The organism is Citrobacter sp. RHBSTW-00881 (assembly GCF_013728515.1).
Lineage (GTDB): Bacteria > Pseudomonadota > Gammaproteobacteria > Enterobacterales > Enterobacteriaceae > Citrobacter > Citrobacter braakii.
On record NZ_CP056269.1, the window covers coordinates 748,879 to 769,614 of the forward strand.

Below are 20,736 nucleotides of genomic sequence, written 5' to 3' on the forward strand. Positions count from 1 at the left end.
GGCGGAGTCAGATATGTGTATTGGAGTCCCTGGTCAGGTTCTGGCCGTTGGTGAAGATATTCACCAGCTTGCGCAGGTTGAAGTGTGCGGCATCAAACGTGATGTCAATATTGCCCTGATTTGTGAAGGTGATACAGCTGAGCTGGTCGGGCAATGGGTGCTGGTGCACGTAGGGTTCGCCATGAGCATCATTGATGAAGATGAAGCTAAAGCCACGTTAGACGCACTTCGCCGCATGGAGTACGACGTCACCAGCGCGTGACAAATCCTGAATGAAATTGCCGGATAGCGGTTGCCATCCGGCAATTTATTTTAGTTCTGGCGCTTATCTTCGGTTTGGGTATCGAAGTCGCTGGCGTCATGGCGTTCATGAAGCTGCTCGTTCAGCGGTCCGTTAGTGCGGTTTACAATACGACCACGCTTAACCGCCGGACGCGCTGCAATCTCTTTTGCCCAGCGTTGTACGTGCGTGTAGCTTCCTGCGTCAAGGAACTCTGCTGCGTCGTAGACGTTGCCCAGAACCACATTGCCAAACCATGGCCAGACCGCCATATCGGCAATGGTGTATTCATCTCCGGCCACAAACTGATGTTGCGCCAATTGTTTATCCAGCACGTCGAGTAAGCGTTTGGCTTCCATGGTGAAGCGGTTGATAGCGTACTCAATTTTTACCGGAGCATAGTTATAGAAGTGGCCAAAGCCTCCGCCGAGGAACGGCGCTGCGCCTTGTAACCAGAACAACCAGTTCAGCGTTTCGGTGCGTTTTGCCAAATCCTGCGGCAGGAAATAACCATATTTTTCCGCCAGATAGAGCAGGATTGCGCCAGATTCGAATACGCGAACTGGTGGGTTTTGCGAGTGATCGCGTAGCGCCGGGATCTTCGAGTTCGGATTCACCTCAACAAAGCCGCTGGAAAACTGATCGCCATCGCCAATGCGGATAATCCAGGCATCGTATTCCGCGCCCTTCACCCCCTGCGCCAACAACTCTTCCAGCATAATCGTCACTTTCTGCCCGTTTGGCGTACCCAGCGAATAGAGCTGCAGGGGATGTTTGCCAACCGGCAGCGTTTTCTCGTGGGTGGCTCCGGAAACCGGGCGGTTGATATTGGCGAATGCGCCCCCGTTCGATTTTTCCCACGTCCAGACTTTCGCGGGCTGATAGGTATTGTCTGACATATTGACCTGCCTTCTGAGTGGTTGTGTTGATGCAGTGTAGCAGTTAGGTAGAACTCAATTTAACAGATTGGGACTTTATGTCGCTTTGTGCTGAAAGGGGAAGATAAATCTAACCCGTTCATTGTACCCGCTCCGTACTCCATGAAGAGGAAATCAATGTTGGACGGAAATTGCTACCGTATTCACCATTAAAAATTGGCGGTGAATAAGCAGTAATAATGAAAAATGGTGTTCCAGGAGTAAGCGGTTATCAGGGCCCGGCGGGTGGGTGGGGCGCGGTAAAAGCCGTCACTGCTTCGGTGTTTTCGCAAAAGGCTGTCGCCCGCGACATTATCGCGATGTTCAAAATGAACCAGGTGAAAGGGTTCGACTGTCCGGGCTGTGCGTGGCCGGACCCAGGGCACCGTGCGCCAATGGAGCTGTGCGAAAATGGCGTTAAGGCGGTCTCCTGGGAGACAACCAGTAAAAAAGCGTCACCGGAATTTTTCAGCCGTCACCCGGTTTCCACACTCTGGCACTACAGCGATTATGAGCTGGAAAATATCGGTCGTTTGACGCATCCGATGAAATACGATGCAGCATCAGATACCTGGCAGGCGGTGGATTGGGATATCGCCTTCCAGGAGATAGGCGAGCGTCTGCGCAGCTATGATTCACCCCAGCAGGTTGAGTTTTACACCTCCGGCAGAACGTCAAATGAAGCGGCGTTCCTGTATCAGCTTTTTGCCCGCGAATATGGCAGCAGCAACTTTCCTGATTGCTCAAACATGTGCCACGGACCGACCAGCGCAGGGCTAACGCCGGCCATTGGCCTCGGAAAAGGGACCGTTGAACTTGACGATTTTGACCATTGCGATCTGGTGATTTGTATCGGGCATAACCCTGGCACTAATCATCCACGTATGCTGACCACCTTACGCGACGTTGCCAAACGCGGGGCTAAAATTATCTCTATCAATCCGCTGAACGAAAGGGGGCTTGAGCGCTTTAGTTTCCCGCAAAGCCCGAAAGAGATGTTCACCGGTCAGTCGACGCAGTTGAGCAACGACTACTACCAGGTAAAAATGGGCGGTGACGCCTCGCTGCTCAAAGGCATCATGAAGGCGCTGATCGAAATGGATGAAGCGCGGATCTTACTGGATCAGCAACCGACACTCGATCACGCGTTTATCGATGAGCATACCGCTGGATATGCAGCGCTGTATGATGACTTACGTCAGCATAACTGGGCGGAGCTGGAACAGGACTCGGGCCTGACGCGCAGTCAGATGGAGGACCTGGCACACAGCTACAGTAAATCTCGTGCCACTATTATTTGTTACGGGCTGGGCATCACCCAGCATAAAAACGGTACTGAGAACGTCCAGCAACTGGTAAACCTGCTGCTGCTGAAAGGCAATATGGGTAAGCCTGGGGCGGGGATCTGCCCGTTGCGCGGTCATTCTAACGTGCAGGGCGACCGTTCCGTTGGGATCAACGAAGCGGCATCCGAAGACTTCCTGCAACGCCTTGAGACGCATTTTTCTATCCGTGTGCCGCGTAAACATGGCCGCTCCAGCGTGGAGAGTATTCGGGCCATCGAACGGGGAGAGGCAAAAGCGCTCATTTGCATGGGTGGCAATCTGGCGGTGGCGATGCCGCAGCCGCAGCGCACCTTTGCGGCGATGAAAAATTTGGATCTGCAGGTCCATGTTGCGACCAAGCTGAACAGATCGCATTTGCTGCTGGCAAAGCATAATTATCTGCTGCCTGCATTAGGTCGAACGGAGCGCGACATTCAGGCGACGGGGATCCAGTCGGTGACCGTCGAAGACTCGATGTCGATGGTCCATGCTTCCTGCGGCGCGCTGAAGCCAGCTTCCCGCTGGTTAAAATCGGAGCCCGCGATTGTGGCGGGCATGGCACACGCAACTCTGCCGCTTTCGCCGATCAACTGGGAAGCGTTAACAGGGGACTACGCGCTGATCCGTGACGCCATTGAAGCCGTGATCCCGGCGTTCCACGATTACAATGCCCGTATTGCCGAGCCGGGCGGATTTCGTATGGATACGCCCGCTTCGCGCCGTGAATGGCGAACGGCGAATGGTAAAGCCAACTTTATCGTCAGCCATCAGCGGGCGGTAGAGCGAGAAAATCAGCCTGCCGATGCACTGGTTCTGGCGACGCTGCGCAGCCACGATCAATACAACACCACTATTTATGGTATGAACGATCGCTACCGTGGCATTACCGGTCGTCGGGATGTGGTGTTTTTAAGCGCTGAAGAAGCGGCGACTCGCGATCTGAGCCAGGGAGATGTGGTCAACGTTCAGGCGCTGGACGACCGCGGCCAGCCCTGTGCGGATCGCATTATGTGCGGCTTGACGGTGGTGATTTACAACATGGCGGTGGGCTCAATAGGCGCTTATCTGCCAGAAGCGAATGTCCTGCTTTCGCTGGATGCGGTGGACACACAAAGTTTGACTCCGGCGTATAAAAGCGTACCGGTCACCGTGACAAAAGCGTAGTTCCTGCTGCGAATTTTTCGCCTCTGAGCGCCAGCCGCTGCGTTGAGGTGTATGATGATGTCGACCTCTGTCCGGTTAGTGTCGCAGAGCAGGCAATCAGAGCGAAAAATTCACGCCAACCTGCTCAGGCTGTATTGTTTTGAGGTAAGGTGCATGAGCAAAGGAACGACCAGTCAGGATGCCCCATTCGGGACATTATTGGGCTACGCCCCAGGCGGCGTAGCAATCTACTCTTCAGATTACAGCTCCCTCGACCCACGGGACTACGACGATGATGCGGCATTTCGCAGCTATATCGACGACGAATACATGGGCCACAAATGGCAGTGCGTAGAGTTCGCACGCCGCTTTCTCTTCCTTAATTATGGCGTGGTCTTCACCGATGTAGGCATGGCCTGGGAGATCTTTTCCTTACGCTTTCTACGCGAAGTAGTGAATGACAATATCCTGCCGTTACAGGCATTTCCGAATGGTTCACCCCGCGCGCCGGTAGCCGGTGCTCTGCTTATCTGGCAAAAAGGCGGTGAGTTTAACGATACCGGCCATGTGGCGGTCGTCACCCAGTTGCTGGAAAACAAAATCCGTATTGCCGAACAGAACGTGCTCCATACGCCGTTGCCTCCCGGACAGCAGTGGACCCGCGAACTGGAGATGGTGGTTGAAAACGGTTGTTACACCCTGCGTGATACCTTTGACGACACCACCATCCTTGGCTGGATGATCCAGACCGATGATACCCGTGACAGCCTGCCGCAGCCGGAGATCGCCAACGACTCGTTGAGAATTGGCGGCGCGCGACTGGAAGATAACGGGCAGTTTGACGGTAAATGGCTTGATGAACAGGATCCGCTGCAGAAAGCCTACGTGCTGGCGAACGGCCACGTGATTAATCAGGATCCGCATCAGTACTTCACCATTACCGAGAGTGCTGAGCAGGAGCTGATCAAAGCCACCAACGAGCTGCACCTGATGTATCTGCACGCGACCGACAAAGTGCTGAAAGATGACAACCTGCTGGCGCTGTTCGATATCCCGAAAATCCTCTGGCCGCGTCTGCGCCTTTCCTGGCAGCGTCGTCGGCATCATATGATTACAGGACGTATGGATTTCTGTATGGATGAACGCGGACTGAAGGTGTATGAGTACAACGCCGATTCCGCATCGTGCCATACCGAAGCTGGTTTGATCCTCGAAAGATGGGCCGAGCAGGGCTATACAGGACAGGGACACAACCCAGCTGAAGGATTGATCAACGAACTGGCGGGGGCCTGGAAGCACAGCCGCGCGCGTCCTTTTGTCCACATCATGCAGGATAAAGATATAGAGGAAAACTACCACGCTCAGTTTATGCAGCAGGCGCTACGTCAGGCCGGGTTTGACAGTAAAATTCTGCGTGGCCTCGATGAGCTACGTTGGGATGACGCTGGTCAGCTGATTGACGGGGACGGTCGTCTGGTGAACTGCGTCTGGAAAACCTGGGCGTGGGAAACCGCAATTGAGCAGGTGCGAGAGGTCAGTGAAACGGAGTACGCTGCGGTACCAATTCGTACCGGGCATACGAATCAGGAAGTGCGTTTAATCGACGTGTTGCTGCGCCCGGAAGTGCTGGTCTTTGAACCTCTGTGGACGGTGATCCCTGGTAATAAAGCGATTCTGCCGATCCTGTGGCAACTGTTCCCACACCACCGCTATCTGCTTGATACTGATTTCACTGTTAATGAAGAGCTGGCGCAAACCGGTTATGCAGTGAAACCTATTGCAGGACGTTGTGGCAGCAACATCGATCTGGTAAGCCATCAGGAAGAGTTACTGGATAAAACCAGCGGTAAGTTTGCCGAGCAGAAGAACATTTATCAGCAGCTTTGGTGTCTGCCAAAAATTGCCGGTAAATATATTCAGGTTTGTACCTTCACCGTAGGCGGTAACTATGGGGGGACCTGCCTGCGCGGCGATGAGTCGCTGGTGATTAAAAAAGAGAGCGATATCGAGCCGCTGATTGTGGTGAAGGAAGAGTAATCTTTTTGCGTGTTCTTGATTGAAATGCGAAAAGCCGGAGTATATCTCCTAATGCTTGTCAGTTTAGCTTTTGATGGAAACCGTAATGCGTAGCGTTGCGGTTTCTTTTTCACTGCCCGGGGATAATGTTTCACTCTTCCCACGGGCAGGAAAAAACTCTCCGCCATATCCAGTATCTCATTATGTAGTGGCACACTGCCCATCACTGCACCCTGATGCCATAGACGCGTCCTCGGAAACAGACAACGACTCATTCAATAACGCCCCGATTTCTGCTCCCAGCGCGAGGTCGTCTACCTGACCAAAATATTGCTGGCGTAGGTATCCCTGCTGATCAATTAACGTCAACGTAGGTGTACCGCGCATAGCGTAGGACAGCATGGTCTGGGGGACATCATTGTCAGGAGACGGCATATCCACCCCGACGGGGAAAGGGATGCGGTATTCTGATAGAAAGGTTTCCAGTGCCTGTGCGGTCATTACCTCATGATGTTCAAAAACCGTATGTAGGCCAATAACGGCCACCTTATCCGGTGGAAAAGTGGCGTACACACGTGAAACCTGCGGCAGTCCATGGGAAACACAGCCAGGACACAGCATCTGAAATGATTCCATTACCACGACCTTGCCGCGTAATGATTCCAGGGTTATCGGCTGTGACGTATTAAACCAGCGTTCAATTGTCAATGCTGGTGCTCGCGGATGACGAATGATATTCATGTTAACTCCAGAACCCGCACTGTGGTGCGGGTTAATTTCCGTTACTGGTTTACTTTCCCCGGCAGCGTCAGCTTGCCAGAGGCCACTTTAAATACATCCTCGACGCAAAGTAGCGGCGCATGAACGGAGGCATTAACTCGTAGCCCGGCAGTTACGCCATCAAACTGGCTGGCAGTGACCACGCCAATATTATCGAACGGAACTTTCACTTCTACAGTTTCACCTGTCAGCGTAGGATTCCAGCCCGGACTGTCCAACAGTACCGGCAAGCCAGGCCAGGTTTTTGGCAGCCGGGGTTTTTGTCCCTCAGGAATATCAACTACGGCCAGTGCGCCAGGCCCGCAGACCTCGTTAGGCTTCAGCACCACCCAGTGGGTATGCCACAGATCGCCATCATTGTTGCGGTTACCATCGCCATTTTCATCATACAGCGGCGTATCATCCAGATCAGGATGGGATGTTACCGCCAGCGCCAGGATACCGGCCTTATGTTCAAATCCCACTTCATACGGATCGATCGTTGTCGGCCAGACATAAGAGAAAATTTCCGTTCCCGCCAGCTTACCTGTTACTGCAGGCTTACTTTTACCTGCCTTGCCGGAAACTGCCATATGGAAGGTGGCAACATTCCCTTCGGTAGTGACTTTAGTGTGCACAATATCAAACTCAGCCAATACAGCCTTGTCGGCGCTGGTTTTAATACCGCCCTGATGAGGCTCATTGCCATGTGCACTGGCAGAGGTGGCGATAGTCATTGCTAATACAATCGCAATACGTTTCATTTTTATCCTTAAAGCAGATCTTTAATAAACGCACCAAAGTTGATGTGAAGCGGGATACCACCATCCAGTACCAGGGCTGGAACAGATTGCACACCAGCTTCGATGGCCTCATTCAGTCGGGTTTTATCATTTCCGAGATGAACGATTTCTACCGTGTATTGTGCGGGATCCAGTGCCAGTGCGATTTGGTGTTCTGCATCTACGCATACCGGGCAACCTGCATGAAAGAAAACGGCTTTTTTACTCATGATGACTTTCCTTGTGTAATATTAAATAGTATCGAGTCGACACCATTTAATATTACACACACACTGAAAATATTGTCAATATGGTTTTGAATCGATACTATTGATGACAGTAAATCCCTATCGTTAGAAAGTTTGGACGTTTGCTTATCCAGCACGTATCCCGGCAAGCAGAGGCAGGTAACTGTGACACTCTTTGATATTCTTGAACGCCTGGTGAGCCTGCAAATGGGCAGCTTTTATCGCCATCCGCAACTGAAAGGACTCCCCACAACATGGGTTCAGATTCTTTTCTATTTAACGCGATGCAATGGTTATTCCAATACGCCCGCTGCAACCACGGAATACCTCGGGCTGACTAAAGGCACGGTATCGCAGTCCCTGAATAAACTAGAGCGTGAAGGTTGGATTAGAAGAGAAAATGACGGTAAGGATAAACGGGTTGTCCATCTGGTTCTGACATCCAAAGCGAGTGAAGTGATGCATAGCATCATGCAGGAGACACTGCAGGAGCCGTGGGATTCATTAGCTTTTTCTGAGGAACAACTGAAAACAGTTTTTCTGGCCCATCTGCGGAGTATGCAGAAAAATCAGGGGGCCAGAATGTTTGGTGAGTGCCGTTTTTGCCGGTTTCATCAGTCGATAAATGGGCATCCCTGGTGTGGTCTAACAGAAGAGCCGATTCCCATGGAAAGTATCACATTAATTTGTCGTGAATTTGAGGAGCCGGAAAATAGTTGCAGCGTTAGCGCTCAGAATGAGAGAAAGGGCTAGATACTGGCTTTTGAACGGGTAAAGTGCGGACATAAAAAAATCCAGAAAATGGTATGCGCATTCTCTGCATTTTGTAGTGGAACACTGAATTTGGCCACCTGAACAGAGGTGATATGCTCACTCTGCCACGTGTTCGGGGTTCATCGCAGCAGTTAAACCCCCTGAAAAACCAGACGGCAGACGGGCTGTATTACGCGGTCAGGTTCTGGCGTTGCATAACATCAACCATGGTTTTGCTGGCGCAAGAAGTATCGTGACCATGTCAACGCTGAGAGGCTTCCGGATGAGGGCAGGCTGATTGCACCGATTGAATTTCTTGTGACTGGGGATTTGTCATCGTGTATGGCGGTTTCCCAGGCCCGTGCACTCCTGGCCGTCATGCTGAAGCCTGACAGGAGCGCCATACAGCCCTGACATTAAATGAAACGCTCTCTTTCGGGACATAAAACCGATTATGTTCCTGATGCTTTCCTTATGGCTATTGCGGTGTTTCCCACATGAAGCAAGGCTATGACTTACTGCCCCCTTTGATTTCTTTCTGATCTAAAACCATTTCCTTGAAAGCGCATTGGTGTTTTTAACTTTCTTATATTGATGTAGATCAAGTCAAGATCCATTTATCAATAATTATCCGTTCATTTTAACTACTGCGACATAAATGTTTGTTTTGTGTGCTGGTAATAGTCCATTTTACTGACATCTCAGCACTATTCACTATTAACATTTAGAGGAAAATTCCTAAGAATTTACTTAAAATAGATTAAAGATCGGTAAATTTGATCTATTGTCGATCATTGTTCTATTATCACATGTAAAGAACTTTCGTTTGAAAGATGCACGCAGTGATAAACCGAGGGATGATGAGATGGCTGATAGTTTCCAGAATGAAGTGCCAAAGGCACGTATTAATCTAAAGCTTGACCTGCATACAGGGGGAGCCAGCAAGAAAACTGAGCTCCCTCTGAAATTACTGGTGGCGGGCGACTTCAGTAATGGTCAGGAATCTGCACCACTGTCTGAGCGCAAAAAAGTTAACTTGAACAAGAATAATTTCGACTCAGTTCTTTCCGAATATTCCCCAAAAGTCAATCTGACCGTTAAAAACACGCTCGCCAGTGATGGTAGCGAAGACAATATCAGTCTGATATTCCAGAGCATGAAAGATTTCACCCCGGAGCAGGTTTCCCGACAGATCCCTCAACTGAAGGCAATGCTTTCCATGCGTAACCTGCTTCGCGATTTAAAAGCGAACCTGCTGGACAATCAGGCTTTCCGAAAGGAGCTGGAAAAAATTCTGCTCGACCCGGCGTTAAGCGCAGAACTCCGCTCAGAGCTGTCTGCTCTGGCACCTAAACAGCCATAACGGTCACGATGATTTAACGGATTAAAAAGGAAGATGCTGATGTCTGTAAAAAATGAGAATGCGACTGGTGGCGAAAGCGTGGTGCTGGAACGCCCTGCTGCGGGCGGGGTTTATGCGTCCCTGTTTGAAAAAATCAACCTGAACCCGGTCTCTGAGCTGAGTGCGCTGGATATCTGGCAGGACGCGCAGGCGATGTCGGATGCGACTGCAGATGAACGTTTAACGGCGGGGATGCAGGTATTTCTCGAATGCCTGACGAAAGCGGGCTCAAAAGTTGAAAAACTCGATAAAAACATTATTGACCACCATATCGCAGAGCTGGACTACCAGATTAGCCGTCAGCTGGATGCGGTAATGCATAGCGAAGAATTCCAGGCGGTGGAGAGCCTGTGGCGTGGCGTGAAATCCCTGGTCGACAAAACTGATTTCCGTCAGAACGTGAAGGTTGAACTGCTGGATATGTCCAAAGAAGACCTGCGTCAGGACTTCGAAGACAGCCCGGAAATCATCCAGAGTGGACTGTATAAACATACATACATTGATGAGTATGACACCCCGGGCGGTGAACCGATTGCCGCGCTGATTTCCGCTTACGAGTTTGATGCGTCTGCGCAGGATGTTGCCCTGCTGCGCAATATTTCAAAAGTGTCTGCTGCAGCGCATATGCCGTTTATCGGCTCTGCTGGCCCGAAATTCTTTCTCAAGGATTCAATGGAGGAAGTGGCGGCCATCAAAGATATTGGTAACTACTTTGACCGTGCGGAGTACATCAAGTGGAAATCCTTCCGCGAGACGGACGATGCCCGCTATATCGGTCTTGTGATGCCGCGTGTACTGGGTCGTCTGCCTTATGGTCCGGACACCGTGCCAGTGCGCAGCTTCAACTATGTGGAAGAAGTGAAAGGTCCGGATCACGACAAATACCTGTGGACTAACGCCTCGTTTGCGTTCGCTTCTAATATGGTTCGCAGCTTCATCAACAACGGCTGGTGTGTGCAAATCCGTGGCCCGCAGGCCGGTGGTGCCGTGCAGGATCTGCCTATTCATCTGTACGATCTGGGCACCGGCAATCAGGTCAAGATCCCGTCAGAAGTGATGATCCCGGAAACCCGCGAATTTGAGTTCGCGAATCTGGGCTTCATTCCGCTGTCCTACTATAAAAATAGAGATTATTCCTGCTTCTTCAGCGCTAACTCCACCCAGAAGCCGGCACTGTATGACACCGCGGATGCCACGGCTAACAGCCGTATCAACGCCCGTCTGCCGTACATCTTCCTGCTGTCGCGTATTGCGCACTACCTGAAGCTTATCCAGCGCGAAAACATCGGCACCACCAAAGACCGTCGTCTGCTGGAGCTTGAGCTCAACACCTGGGTGCGCAGTCTGGTGACTGAAATGACCGATCCGGGCGACGAGCTGCAGGCTTCTCACCCGCTGCGTGACGCCAAAGTGGTAGTGGAAGACATTGAAGACAACCCGGGCTTCTTCCGCGTGAAGCTGTACGCCGTACCGCACTTCCAGGTGGAAGGCATGGACGTCAATCTGTCACTGGTTTCCCAGATGCCGAAAGCCAAGTCATAAGCTAAGGCAGGAAGCCAATGAAAACGGAACAACCGTTATGGGGCAGGGGCGTTATGGTCTCTCCCCAGCACTTCCAGCAACAGGCCGCATACGCGGCCTGGTCTGCGGAATGCATTGCCCGACTGGGCCTCTCCCATCCCTGGGGGATGATTGATGCCACTTTCGAACCGGATGCACTGAAACTGGGCCGCCTGCAGGCCCGTCATCTGCACATCCGTTTCCCCGACGGCACGCTTATCGACACGGATAATGCCGACTCCCTGCCGCCGGTGCTGGCGCTTGAGGGCGAATCACAGGAAGTGGCGGTGGTTCTGGCGCTTCCGCTACTGCGGGCAAATGGCGGCAACTGTCTTAAACCCGATGAGGTGGCCGAGCGCCCTGTGCGTTATCGCCAGCGCTGGCGGGATGTCCGTAACGCCTTTGGGGACGATACCCGTCAGATTGCGGTGATGCAGCCCGAGCTGACTCTGCGTTTCGCCCATCAGAACAACAGTGATTACCTGACCTGTCCGGTCGCCCGTCTACAGCAGGATTCACAGGGGAGCTGGGCACTCGATGAAACCTTTCTTCCGCCACTGCTGGCTCTGCAGGGTAGCCGCTGGCTGGTGACCCAGCTGGAACAGCTGATGATGCAACTGCGTGCCCGTCTGAGTCGCCTGATGGACATGCGTCGTGAAAGTAACGAGCGCATGGCCGATTTTGCCGTGGCTGACGTGTCTCTGTTCTGGTTGCTCAATGCCCTGAACAGCGCAGAACCCGTGCTCGGACAGTTTCAGCGACACCCGCAAAGTCCGCCGGAGCGTCTGTATCCGGAGCTGGCAAGGCTCGCGGGCAGTCTGCTGACCTTCTCGCTGGAACACCAGGTGAGTGCTATTCCTGTCTGGCAGCATGAGCAACTGAATAACGTCTTCCCGCCGCTCTTTGACCTGCTGGGCGACCTGCTGGAAGCCAGCCTGCCGTCGCGGGTGGTAGCGATCGAGCTTGAGCATGATGCCCGGCTTCACTTCTGGCAGGCCCGTCTGCATGACCCACGCCTGCGCGAAGGGGCGGATTACTACCTCTCCGTGCGTTCACCGATACCGGTGGCACAGCTGCAGGAACAGTTCCCGCGCCAGTGCAAGGTCGGCAGTCCGGATCATGTCAGGAGTATCGTCAATTCATCACGGGTGGGTGTGCCCCTGATGCCCCTGCGTCATGTGCCGGCCGCCATCCCACTGCGTCTGGAAAACCAGTATTTCAGCCTCGATGTCTCTCATCCTCTGGCCAGCGAAATGCTTCAGGGCGGCACCTGTATGTTTTACGTTCCGGGCATGCTCGGCGAGCTTGAACTTGAACTCTTTGCGGTACTGAGAACATGAGTGAGCCTAAACGCAGCACTGCTGCGTCGATTGATATTGATGCCCTGCTGCAGGACACCTGGCTGCAGGTGATCAGCCTGCGTCACGGTCCGAAGTTTCAGGATGGAGAAGGGCGCACGTTTTGGGAGCGCTGCATTGCTGATGTCGAACGCGTGCAGCGTGAGCTGAAAGCGGGCGAACTCGATGAAGCCAGCTGTCAGCATATTCTCACTGCACAGTGTGCGCTGCTTGATGAAGCCGTCAAAGGTCGCGGTGTGGAGGATGATGCCTGCCTGCAGTGGTATGACATTCCTCTGCAGGGGCACTTCCTTGGCACCATGGATGCCGGTGATACGCTGTGCGATCGGATGCGCGATGTGCTGCGTGAACCGGCGCCCGACCACGCTGTTGTGACCTGCTTCCAGCGGGTCATGATGCTGGGGTTTCTCGGCAGTTTCCGCTCGCTGAACGATCCGGAGCGCCAGAAACTCGTCAACGCGCTCAGTGAACATGTCACGCCGTTCAGCTATCCGCAGGCTCACCCGATACTGGCAGAAAGCCGTACCGGACGAGGAATGGGTGGTTGGCTGGCGTCATGGCCCGTGCGTATCGGCCTGAGCGTGATGGTAGTCGCCGCACTCTGGTGGGGACTGGATCACTGGTTGGATCAGACGCTGCTGACCCTGCTACCGGGAGCCGTGAAATGAGTCCTGAACAACAGCGCGGGCTTGCGTTGTGGGCCGCCCAGCTGAGTGCAGTGGTCTGCTTGGGTTTCCTGCCGGTGTCCCGACTGGTTTCTGTGCTTGTTCTGTTGGCGATGCTGGGGCTTATCCTGGCGTTCTGGTATGTCGCCAGTCGTCGTGCGGAGCATGACGTCACCCTGCGTCTGGATGACCTCCCGGAAGCCACTTATCGTCAGCCCGTGGTGTTGGTCTGTGGCGATCTGCCGCTGGCATGTATGCAGCAGTCACCGGTGCTCACTGTCACGCAGGGATGCTGGATCCGCGTGGAGGATCATCAGGATCTGGAGCAGGCAGCCCGCCAGGTACTGTGGTTGCGACCTGACTGGGGTCGCCAGCTGTCGGTGATGGTCAGCGTCTGTCCACAGAAACACGCCGACAGCGAGCGCCTTACCAGCCGTCTGCTGGCCTTGCGCTGGCAAATCAGCCAGTTGCGTAAAGAAACCGGGCATTCCGTGCCGCTGGTTCTGAATGGTCAGGTTGGCAGCGCGATGACGAATGATCTGCTCTGGCAGGCGGCTATCCCGGGGGAAGGGGTGAGGGTCTGGCGTGAATCTTCAGCGCCGAGTTCAATCGCTACATGGGTTACCACCGGTGGGTCGCCTGCGATGCAGCAACAGGTGTTGATGAACAGCCTGATGAGCTGGTTCCATCAGCACGTCAAAGCTGTCTTTATGGATAAGAACCCCGACGTTCCTGTCATTGCGCCTACCGCGGTGCTGTGGGGAATGGGACCGATCCTTGCCGGAAGTCTGGCCACATCTGCCTGGACTGCGTGGCTTTCCCGTCACACTGCGATGCAGCAGGTAGCGGGCTGGCAGCCGGTAGGAACGGACAGTACGGTTATCTCTCCCTTCCCGGATTTTATCCTGCCACTGCTGCCCGAAGGGCGAGGCCTGACGCCGCGTGGGCGAGCCTTCCGTTGTGCGCTCGGGATTTTCACGCTGGCGGCCATTGCTGCGCTGCTCAGTAGTGGCTGGAACAATCGCCAACTGCTGCAGCGTGTGAGCTTCGATATTGCCCGCTATGACCGTATCCCGATGCATGATTTCGGACCCAAAGCCGATGCCGTTGCTGTCCTGCGTGACGATGCGGCAGAGCTGAATGATTGGGCGCGCAATGGCGTACCGGTGCGGATGGGGCTCGGTCTGTATCAGGGGGAGCGTCTGCGAATGCCTGTGCTGGATGCGATCCGTTCCTGGGTGCCTCCACTTCCGCCGCCTGAACCACAGCCGAAACCCAAACCGGTACCGAAAATTGTCCGCCTCGACAGCATGTCGCTGTTCGATTCCGGTAAATCCGACCTCAAGCCGGGCTCCACCAAAATGCTGGTGACCTCCCTGGTTGGCATCAAAGCTAAACCGGGCTGGCTGATTGTGGTGTCAGGTCACACCGACAACACCGGCAATCCAAAACTGAACCAGACGCTTTCACTTAAGCGTGCCGAAGCGGTGCGCAACTGGATGCGTGATACCGGTGATGTACCGGAAAGCTGTTTTGCGGTGCAGGGCTATGGCGAAAGCCGCCCGATCGCAACGAACGACACCCCGGAAGGGCGCGCACTTAACCGTCGTGTCGAAATCAGTCTGGTACCGCAGGCCGATGCCTGTCAGATACCGGGCAATCCCCAGGCGTCATCGGATGATGGCGCAGATAAAACTGTAATGGAGTAAATCACATGGCAATTCCTGTTTATCTTTGGCTTAAAGACGACGGCGGCGCGGACATTAAAGGTTCTGTGGACGTTCAGGATCGTGAAGGCAGCATCGAAGTTGTCGCTCAGGAGCATAACCTGTACATCCCGACCGATAACAACACCGGCAAGCTGACCGGTACCCGTATCCACACCCCGTTCCTGTTCACCAAGGAAATCGACTCGTCCAGCCCGTACCTGTACAAGGCTGTGACTACCGGTCAGACCCTCAAGTCTGCGGAATTCAAGTGGTACAAAATCAACGACGCGGGTCAGGAAGTTGAGTACTTCAACACGAAGCTTGAGAACGTGAAGGTGGTGAAGGTGAATCCGGTGATGCACGACATCAAGGATCCTTCCTACGAAAAGCACAACCATCTGGAGCAGATTGAGTTGCGCTACGAAAAAATCACCTGGACTTACAAAGACGGCAACATCATTCATTCCGATTCCTGGAACGAACGCGCCACCGCGTAAGCCTGATGCGGACAGGGTTTCCTGTCCGCATTTTTTTTGCTGAGAGCCTGTCTGAAACGGGTTTTCAGCAAAGAAAACCACAAACTGCCAGCCTGACCGTATGCGCTTTGGTCCCCTTCACGGAAAACAGCGATGGGCGGTAGCGTGTCCAGGAACCGACAAAGAGAGAGATTCATGGAAAATCCAGCCATCCTGTTGCGACGTCTGAACCCTTACTGTGCCCGTGCGATGGAAGGGGCGGCTTCGCTCTGTCAGACCCGCGCCCATGCGGAAATTTTGCCGGAGCACTGGCTGCTGAAGCTGCTAGAACAGGGGGAAGGTGACCTGACGGTGCTGGCACGCCGCTACGAGTGGGATATGGATGCACTGTGGCAGGCGTTGCTCGGCTGGCTGGATAATCAACCGCGTTCGGTTCGCAGCCGCCCGCAGCTATCCGCGGATATTCAGAAGCTGATGCAGGAAGCCTGGATGCAGGCCTCACTTGCCGGAGAGGAAAGTATCCGAAGCCAACACCTGCTGATGGCGCTGACGGAAAATCCACGACTTGCTCGCTGTGATGGTCTGTGGCCTTTGCTGACCCTGGGGCAGAGCCAACTGGAACGCCTGCGCCCGCTGCTCGACGCGCAGTCCGATGAACGCCCGGAAGTACAGCAGGAAGCCGAACTGGCAAAGAGCCATGGTGGAGAAGTGGAGTTCGTCGGGCGTCCTGTCGGCGCGGAGGTAAAAGAGGGGGAACTGACCCCGGCGCTGCAAAACGCGCTGGATAAATTCACGCTCGACGTCACTGCTAAAGCGAAAGAGGGCAAGATTGACCCGGTATTCGGTCGCGACACTGAAATCCGCCAGATGGTTGACATTCTCTCGCGGCGTCGCAAAAACAATCCGATCCTGGTCGGTGAACCGGGCGTCGGCAAAACCGCGCTGGTGGAAGGCCTGGCGCTACGAATCTCTGAGGGTAACGTGCCGGAATCGCTCAAGCCTGTTGTACTGCGCACCCTTGACCTCGGCCTGCTGCAGGCAGGGGCTGGCGTGAAAGGTGAATTCGAACAGCGCCTGAAAAATGTCATTGATGCGGTACAACAATCGCCGGTGCCCATTCTGCTGTTTATCGATGAAGCACACACCATTATCGGCGCGGGCAACCAGGCGGGCGGCGCGGATGCGGCCAACCTGCTGAAACCGGCGCTGGCGCGCGGTGAACTGCGCACCATCGCCGCCACCACCTGGTCTGAATACAAACAATATTTTGAACGTGATGCGGCTCTTGAGCGCCGCTTCCAGATGGTGAAAGTCGACGAGCCGGATGACGATACGGCCTGCCTGATGCTGCGTGGTCTGAAATCACGCTATGCCGAACACCATGGCGTGCATATTACTGACGATGCGGTACGCGCCGCCGTCACGCTGTCCCGCCGTTATCTGACCGGACGCCAGCTACCGGACAAGGCCGTCGATTTACTCGATACAGCCGCAGCCCGCGTGCGCATGAGCCTCGACACCGTGCCGGAGCCGCTGACCCGTATTCGCGCGCTGATGACCTCGCTGGACATAGAGAAGCAGGCGCTGCTGGAAGATATCGCAGTCGGCAATCAGAGCCACGGCGAACGCCTGACCGCCATTGAGCAGGAAGAGAAGGACCTTATCGCTGAACTTGACGAACTGGAAGCCCGGTACGGCGAGGAGCTGAAACTCACCGAACAACTGCTGGAAAGCCGCCAGGACATCTCCCGTCAGAGTGAGACGCACGCGCTGCAACAGGCGCTGAACGGCATACAGCACAGCAACCCGCTGCTGTCGGTGGATGTGGACGTCCGCACCGTCGCCAATGTGATTGCCGACTGGACCGGTGTGCCGCTCTCTTCCCTGATGAAAGACGAGCAGACTGAGCTGCTGACCCTGGAAAATGAAATCAGCAAACGCGTGGTGGGTCAGGACGTGGCACTCAACGCTATCGCCCAGCGCTTGCGCGCGGCGAAGACCGGGCTGACGTCAGAGAATGGTCCGCAGGGTGTGTTCCTGCTGGTCGGTCCAAGTGGCGTCGGCAAAACTGAAACCGCGCTGGTGCTGGCGGATGTGCTGTACGGTGGCGAGAAGTCACTCATCACCATCAACCTGTCCGAGTACCAGGAGCCGCACACGGTGTCCCAGCTGAAAGGCTCGCCGCCGGGCTACGTCGGCTACGGTCAGGGCGGCATTCTGACCGAAGCGGTCCGCAAGCGTCCGTACAGCGTGGTGCTGCTCGATGAAGTGGAAAAGGCGCACCGCGACGTGATGAACCTGTTCTACCAGGTCTTCGACCGTGGCTTTATGCGCGACGGCGAAGGGCGCGAAATCGACTTCCGCAACACGGTTATTCTGATGACCTCGAACCTCGGCAGCGACCACCTCATGCAGTTGCTGGACGAACAGCCGGAGGCCAGCGAAGGCGACCTGCACGAACTGCTGCGCCCGACTCTGCGCGACCACTTCCAGCCTGCGCTGCTGGCCCGCTTCCAGACCGTGATTTATCGTCCGCTAGCGGAAGCGGCGATGCGCACCATCGTGGAAATGAAGCTGGCGCAGGTGAGCAAACGCCTCAACCGTCACTACGGCCTGACCACGCAGATTGATGAGAGCCTGTATGACGCACTGACTGCCGCCTGCCTGCTTCCGGATACCGGGGCGCGTAACGTCGACAGTCTGCTCAATCAACAAATTCTGCCGGTGCTGAGCCAGCAACTGCTGACCCACATGTCTGCGAAACAGAAACCACAGTCGCTATGCCTTAGCTGGAGTGAGGAAGAGGGTATCGGGCTGGAGTTTGACCGTACACAAGGAGTGCACGCATGAGCAGTAATCCCCCGATCAGATTCAGCCACAACCATCACCAGCTGGCGGTGAAGGGCTGTGCAGCAGAGCTCGATGTGCTGGCGTTTGAAGGCGATGAAGCCCTGAGCTCGCCGTTCAGCTACCGGATTGAGTTCACCAGCGGCAACCATGCCATCAGCAAAGAAATGATGTTGATGAAAGCGGCCTCCCTGACGCTGCAGGCCCCGGTTGACCAGGGTTACGGCATTAAGCTGCAGCAGCCGGTGCGGGTGATTCAGGGTTTGGTGAGCGGCTTTGAACGCCTCAACACCTCAAAGGATGAAACCCACTATGCCCTGACGCTCCAGCCACGCCTGGCGCTGCTTGACCGTTCGCATCAGAACGTCATTTATCAGGACATGTCGGTCCCACAAATCGTGGAAAAAATTCTGCGCGAGCGTCACAACATGCGCGGTCAGGATTTTCTGTTCTCACTCTCAAAAGAGTACCCGCGTCGTGAGCAGGTGATGCAGTACGGCGAGGATGACCTGCACTTTATTACCCGTCTGTTGGGTGAGGTGGGCATCTGGTTCCGGTTTACTACTGATACGCGCCTGAACATCGACGTCGTGGAGTTTTATGACGGTCAGCAGGGGTATGAAAAAGGCCTGACGCTGCCATCGGTTCCGCCATCAGGACAGCATTCAAAAGGCGTGGACTCGGTCTGGGGCATGGAGAGCCATCATAACGTGGTGCAGAAGCAGGTCAGCACCCGTGATTACAACTACCGTCAGGCGACGGAAGACATGAACACCCGGGTCGATGCGAGTCGCGGGGATGCCACCACCTACGGTGATGCCTACCACTATGCCGACAATTATCTGACGCCGGGCAGCGCATACGACCGCAATCCGGCGCCGGAATCGGGGGCGTTCTACTCCCGCATTCGTCATGAGCGCTACCTGAATGGTCAGACGCAGACGCATGCCATCACCAGCTGCCCGACCCTCTCTCCTGGGCAGGTGCTGAAAGTCACCGGCGGGTACGAAGTGGCAGAGGTGTTTGCTCAGGGCGTGGTCGTCACAGCGATGCACAGCCATGCGCGCCGTGATGAAGACTTCGGCGTCAGGTTCGACGGCATCCCGGACAGCACTGATTTTAGTTTCCGCCCTGAGCCTGGCTCACGCCCGGTGATGGCCGGCACATTGCCGGCCCGCGTCACCAGCACCACCGAGAACGATACCTACGGCCATATCGATAAAGATGGCCGCTATCGCGTCAACATGCTGTTTGACCGTGATAACTGGGAAACTGGATTCGAGAGCCTGTGGGTACGGCAGTCCCGCCCTTATGCGGGTGATACCTACGGCCTGCACCTGCCGCTGCTGGCGGGCACCGAAGTGGCGATTGGCTTTGAGGACGGTAACCCGGACAGACCGTACATTTCTGGCGTACTTCACGACTCGGCCCACGGCGATCACGTCACCATCCGCAACTACAAACGTAACGTCCTGCGCACACCGGCGAACAACAAAATCCGCCTCGACGATGAGCGCGGGAAAGAGCATATCAAGGTTTCCACTGAGTACGGCGGCAAGAGTCAGCTGAATCTCGGACATTTAGTGGATGCGGAGAAGCAGAAGCGCGGTGAAGGTTTTGAGCTCAGAACCGACAGCTGGGGAGCCATCCGGGCACAGAAAGGGCTGTTTATCAGTGCGGACGGGCAGGCGAAAGCGCAGGGGCAGGTTCTTGATATGGAGCCTGCGCTCACGCGGCTTTCAGCAGCATTAGTGGAGATGGAATCTCTTGCGGCCAGCGCACAACAGGCTCAGGCGCTGGCAGCGGATATCGGCCGCCAGCAAAAACTCCTGAAGCAAAAAATCGAGCAGTTGCATGAAGAGGTCATCCTGGGCAGTGCGCCGAAAGGCATGGCGCTGGTGAGTGGCGAAGATTTGCAGGTATCAGCCAGTGACAATCTGACGCTGACGGCAGGTAAGCAACTGGATGTCGGAGCACAGAAAGATTTCACGCTGGCTGCGGGTAAACAACTCAGCCTGTACAGCCGTGAAGGTGCAAAATTGTTTAGCTCGCATAACGATATTGATATTCAGGCTCAGGGGGGAAATATCACCACGTGGTCGACACAGGACACGCATATTTCGAGTGGCAGGAAACTGGTCGTGACGGCGCAGGATGAACTGACGCTGATATGCGGGGGGGGATATATCAAAATTAAGGGTGGGAATGTTGAGATTGGCGGGCCAGGTAAGCTGCTTATCAAAAACACCGGTATCAAAAAAGCGGGTTCTGGCAGTCTGCAGGGGGTAATGAAGTCGTTTGAGCCAGCAACATTTGATGAGAAGTTTGTTGTCAGAAATGCGCTAACAAAAGAACCGATACCTGGTAAGGCGTACAAAATCACTATGCCAGATGGTTCTGTCGTTTCCGGTGTTACAGATTCGTCGGGCGCGACGTCGCTGAACTCATCTGATGTTATCGACAATATGCTCATTACCCTGGTTAAGGCGCAATAAT

At 54.6% G+C, this 20,736-nt stretch carries 16 protein-coding genes and 1 pseudogene; 13 read left to right on the forward strand and 4 right to left on the reverse strand.

Annotated elements, in window-relative coordinates:
• Window positions 1-13 precede the first annotated feature (13 nt).
• Window positions 14-262 carry a hydrogenase maturation factor HybG gene (gene hybG / locus HV311_RS03690; RefSeq protein ID WP_003024459.1) on the forward strand — a complete coding sequence of 83 codons (249 nt, stop codon included), beginning with the start codon at window positions 14-16 and terminating at the stop codon, window positions 260-262.
• Between the two features lie 50 nt (window positions 263-312).
• Here the strand turns inward: hybG and yghU are convergent, their stop codons facing one another.
• Entirely contained in the window at window positions 313-1,179 is an 867-nt protein-coding gene (gene yghU, locus HV311_RS03695; RefSeq protein WP_137367415.1) for a glutathione-dependent disulfide-bond oxidoreductase, read from the reverse strand.
• Between the two features lie 218 nt (window positions 1,180-1,397).
• Between yghU and HV311_RS03700 the strand changes: the two genes are divergently transcribed.
• Window positions 1,398-3,686 carry an FdhF/YdeP family oxidoreductase gene (locus tag HV311_RS03700; RefSeq protein WP_191220718.1) on the forward strand — a complete coding sequence of 763 codons (2,289 nt, stop codon included), beginning with the start codon at window positions 1,398-1,400 and terminating at the stop codon, window positions 3,684-3,686.
• A gap of 153 nt (window positions 3,687-3,839) precedes the next feature.
• On the forward strand, window positions 3,840-5,702 hold the full coding sequence (gss, locus tag HV311_RS03705) for a bifunctional glutathionylspermidine amidase/synthase (RefSeq protein WP_047358635.1): 1,863 nt from the start codon (window positions 3,840-3,842) through the stop codon (window positions 5,700-5,702).
• 180 nt (window positions 5,703-5,882) lie between these two features.
• Here the strand turns inward: gss and HV311_RS03710 are convergent, their stop codons facing one another.
• From HV311_RS03710 to HV311_RS03720, 3 genes are read right to left on the reverse strand one after another with little or no spacing between them, the layout of a single operon-like run.
• On the reverse strand, window positions 5,883-6,422 hold the full coding sequence (locus HV311_RS03710; RefSeq protein ID WP_053388763.1) for a redoxin domain-containing protein: 540 nt from the start codon (window positions 6,420-6,422) through the stop codon (window positions 5,883-5,885).
• Between the two features lie 41 nt (window positions 6,423-6,463).
• Window positions 6,464-7,204, reverse strand: coding sequence for a hypothetical protein (locus HV311_RS03715; RefSeq protein ID WP_191220719.1), 741 nt, complete (start codon window positions 7,202-7,204; stop codon window positions 6,464-6,466).
• Between the two features lie 8 nt (window positions 7,205-7,212).
• Window positions 7,213-7,452 carry a thioredoxin gene (locus tag HV311_RS03720; protein ID WP_046276182.1) on the reverse strand — a complete coding sequence of 80 codons (240 nt, stop codon included), beginning with the start codon at window positions 7,450-7,452 and terminating at the stop codon, window positions 7,213-7,215.
• A 183-nt stretch (window positions 7,453-7,635) separates the two neighbouring features.
• Here HV311_RS03720 and HV311_RS03725 point away from each other — a divergent pair, with 183 nt between their 5' ends.
• The 10 genes and pseudogenes from HV311_RS03725 to HV311_RS03770 all read left to right on the forward strand — a co-directional run bounded on the left by HV311_RS03725 (window position 7,636) and on the right by HV311_RS03770 (window position 20,735).
• Window positions 7,636-8,223, forward strand: a complete 588-nt coding sequence (locus tag HV311_RS03725; RefSeq protein ID WP_141875638.1) for a MarR family winged helix-turn-helix transcriptional regulator — start codon at window positions 7,636-7,638, stop codon at window positions 8,221-8,223.
• A gap of 111 nt (window positions 8,224-8,334) precedes the next feature.
• A pseudogene (locus HV311_RS03730) lies at window positions 8,335-8,509 on the forward strand (IS3 family transposase); the annotation flags it as partial.
• A 579-nt stretch (window positions 8,510-9,088) separates the two neighbouring features.
• The gene (gene tssB, locus HV311_RS03735; protein ID WP_016154481.1) at window positions 9,089-9,586 is read left to right on the forward strand and encodes a type VI secretion system contractile sheath small subunit; all 498 of its coding nucleotides are present in this window, start codon (window positions 9,089-9,091) and stop codon (window positions 9,584-9,586) included.
• A gap of 33 nt (window positions 9,587-9,619) precedes the next feature.
• Entirely contained in the window at window positions 9,620-11,167 is a 1,548-nt protein-coding gene (gene tssC, locus HV311_RS03740) for a type VI secretion system contractile sheath large subunit (RefSeq protein WP_191220720.1), read from the forward strand.
• Window positions 11,168-11,184: 17 nt separating this feature from the next.
• Window positions 11,185-12,525 (forward strand): type VI secretion system baseplate subunit TssK, encoded by a 1,341-nt coding sequence (gene tssK / locus HV311_RS03745; protein WP_053388769.1) that lies wholly within the window; start codon window positions 11,185-11,187, stop codon window positions 12,523-12,525.
• Window positions 12,522-13,211 carry a type VI secretion system protein TssL, short form gene (gene tssL, locus HV311_RS03750; RefSeq protein WP_191220721.1) on the forward strand — a complete coding sequence of 230 codons (690 nt, stop codon included), beginning with the start codon at window positions 12,522-12,524 and terminating at the stop codon, window positions 13,209-13,211. Before tssK ends, tssL begins: the two co-directional genes overlap by 4 nt.
• A complete protein-coding gene (locus HV311_RS03755; RefSeq protein ID WP_181636280.1) occupies window positions 13,208-14,917 on the forward strand; it encodes an OmpA family protein in 1,710 nt (569 codons plus the stop codon). The genes tssL and HV311_RS03755 overlap by 4 nt, the downstream gene beginning before the upstream one ends.
• 5 nt (window positions 14,918-14,922) lie before the next feature.
• Window positions 14,923-15,414: a type VI secretion system effector Hcp gene (gene hcp / locus HV311_RS03760; RefSeq protein WP_016154476.1), complete on the forward strand. Its 492-nt coding sequence runs from the start codon at window positions 14,923-14,925 to the stop codon at window positions 15,412-15,414.
• A gap of 174 nt (window positions 15,415-15,588) precedes the next feature.
• Window positions 15,589-18,243 (forward strand): type VI secretion system ATPase TssH, encoded by a 2,655-nt coding sequence (gene tssH, locus HV311_RS03765; protein ID WP_191220722.1) that lies wholly within the window; start codon window positions 15,589-15,591, stop codon window positions 18,241-18,243.
• The gene (locus tag HV311_RS03770; RefSeq protein ID WP_191220723.1) at window positions 18,240-20,735 is read left to right on the forward strand and encodes a type VI secretion system Vgr family protein; all 2,496 of its coding nucleotides are present in this window, start codon (window positions 18,240-18,242) and stop codon (window positions 20,733-20,735) included. Before tssH ends, HV311_RS03770 begins: the two co-directional genes overlap by 4 nt.
• Window position 20,736 lies beyond the last annotated feature (1 nt).

Bases quoted from the DNA above. Each gene is read 5' to 3' on its own strand.
- tssL (WP_191220721.1), top strand. From the start codon at position 12,522: ATGAGTGAGCCTAAACGCAGCACTGCTGCGTCGATTGATATTGATGCC.
- HV311_RS03755 (WP_181636280.1), top strand. From the start codon at position 13,208: ATGAGTCCTGAACAACAGCGCGGGCTTGCGTTGTGGGCCGCCCAGCTG.
- tssK (WP_053388769.1), top strand. From the start codon at position 11,185: ATGAAAACGGAACAACCGTTATGGGGCAGGGGCGTTATGGTCTCTCCC.
- HV311_RS03700 (WP_191220718.1), top strand. From the start codon at position 1,398: ATGAAAAATGGTGTTCCAGGAGTAAGCGGTTATCAGGGCCCGGCGGGT.
- tssB (WP_016154481.1), top strand. From the start codon at position 9,089: ATGGCTGATAGTTTCCAGAATGAAGTGCCAAAGGCACGTATTAATCTA.
- tssC (WP_191220720.1), top strand. From the start codon at position 9,620: ATGCTGATGTCTGTAAAAAATGAGAATGCGACTGGTGGCGAAAGCGTG.
- HV311_RS03720 (WP_046276182.1), bottom strand. From the start codon at position 7,452: ATGAGTAAAAAAGCCGTTTTCTTTCATGCAGGTTGCCCGGTATGCGTA.
- HV311_RS03715 (WP_191220719.1), bottom strand. From the start codon at position 7,204: ATGAAACGTATTGCGATTGTATTAGCAATGACTATCGCCACCTCTGCC.
- hybG (WP_003024459.1), top strand. From the start codon at position 14: ATGTGTATTGGAGTCCCTGGTCAGGTTCTGGCCGTTGGTGAAGATATT.
- gss (WP_047358635.1), top strand. From the start codon at position 3,840: ATGAGCAAAGGAACGACCAGTCAGGATGCCCCATTCGGGACATTATTG.
- HV311_RS03710 (WP_053388763.1), bottom strand. From the start codon at position 6,422: ATGAATATCATTCGTCATCCGCGAGCACCAGCATTGACAATTGAACGC.
- hcp (WP_016154476.1), top strand. From the start codon at position 14,923: ATGGCAATTCCTGTTTATCTTTGGCTTAAAGACGACGGCGGCGCGGAC.
- HV311_RS03770 (WP_191220723.1), top strand. From the start codon at position 18,240: ATGAGCAGTAATCCCCCGATCAGATTCAGCCACAACCATCACCAGCTG.
- yghU (WP_137367415.1), bottom strand. From the start codon at position 1,179: ATGTCAGACAATACCTATCAGCCCGCGAAAGTCTGGACGTGGGAAAAA.
- tssH (WP_191220722.1), top strand. From the start codon at position 15,589: ATGGAAAATCCAGCCATCCTGTTGCGACGTCTGAACCCTTACTGTGCC.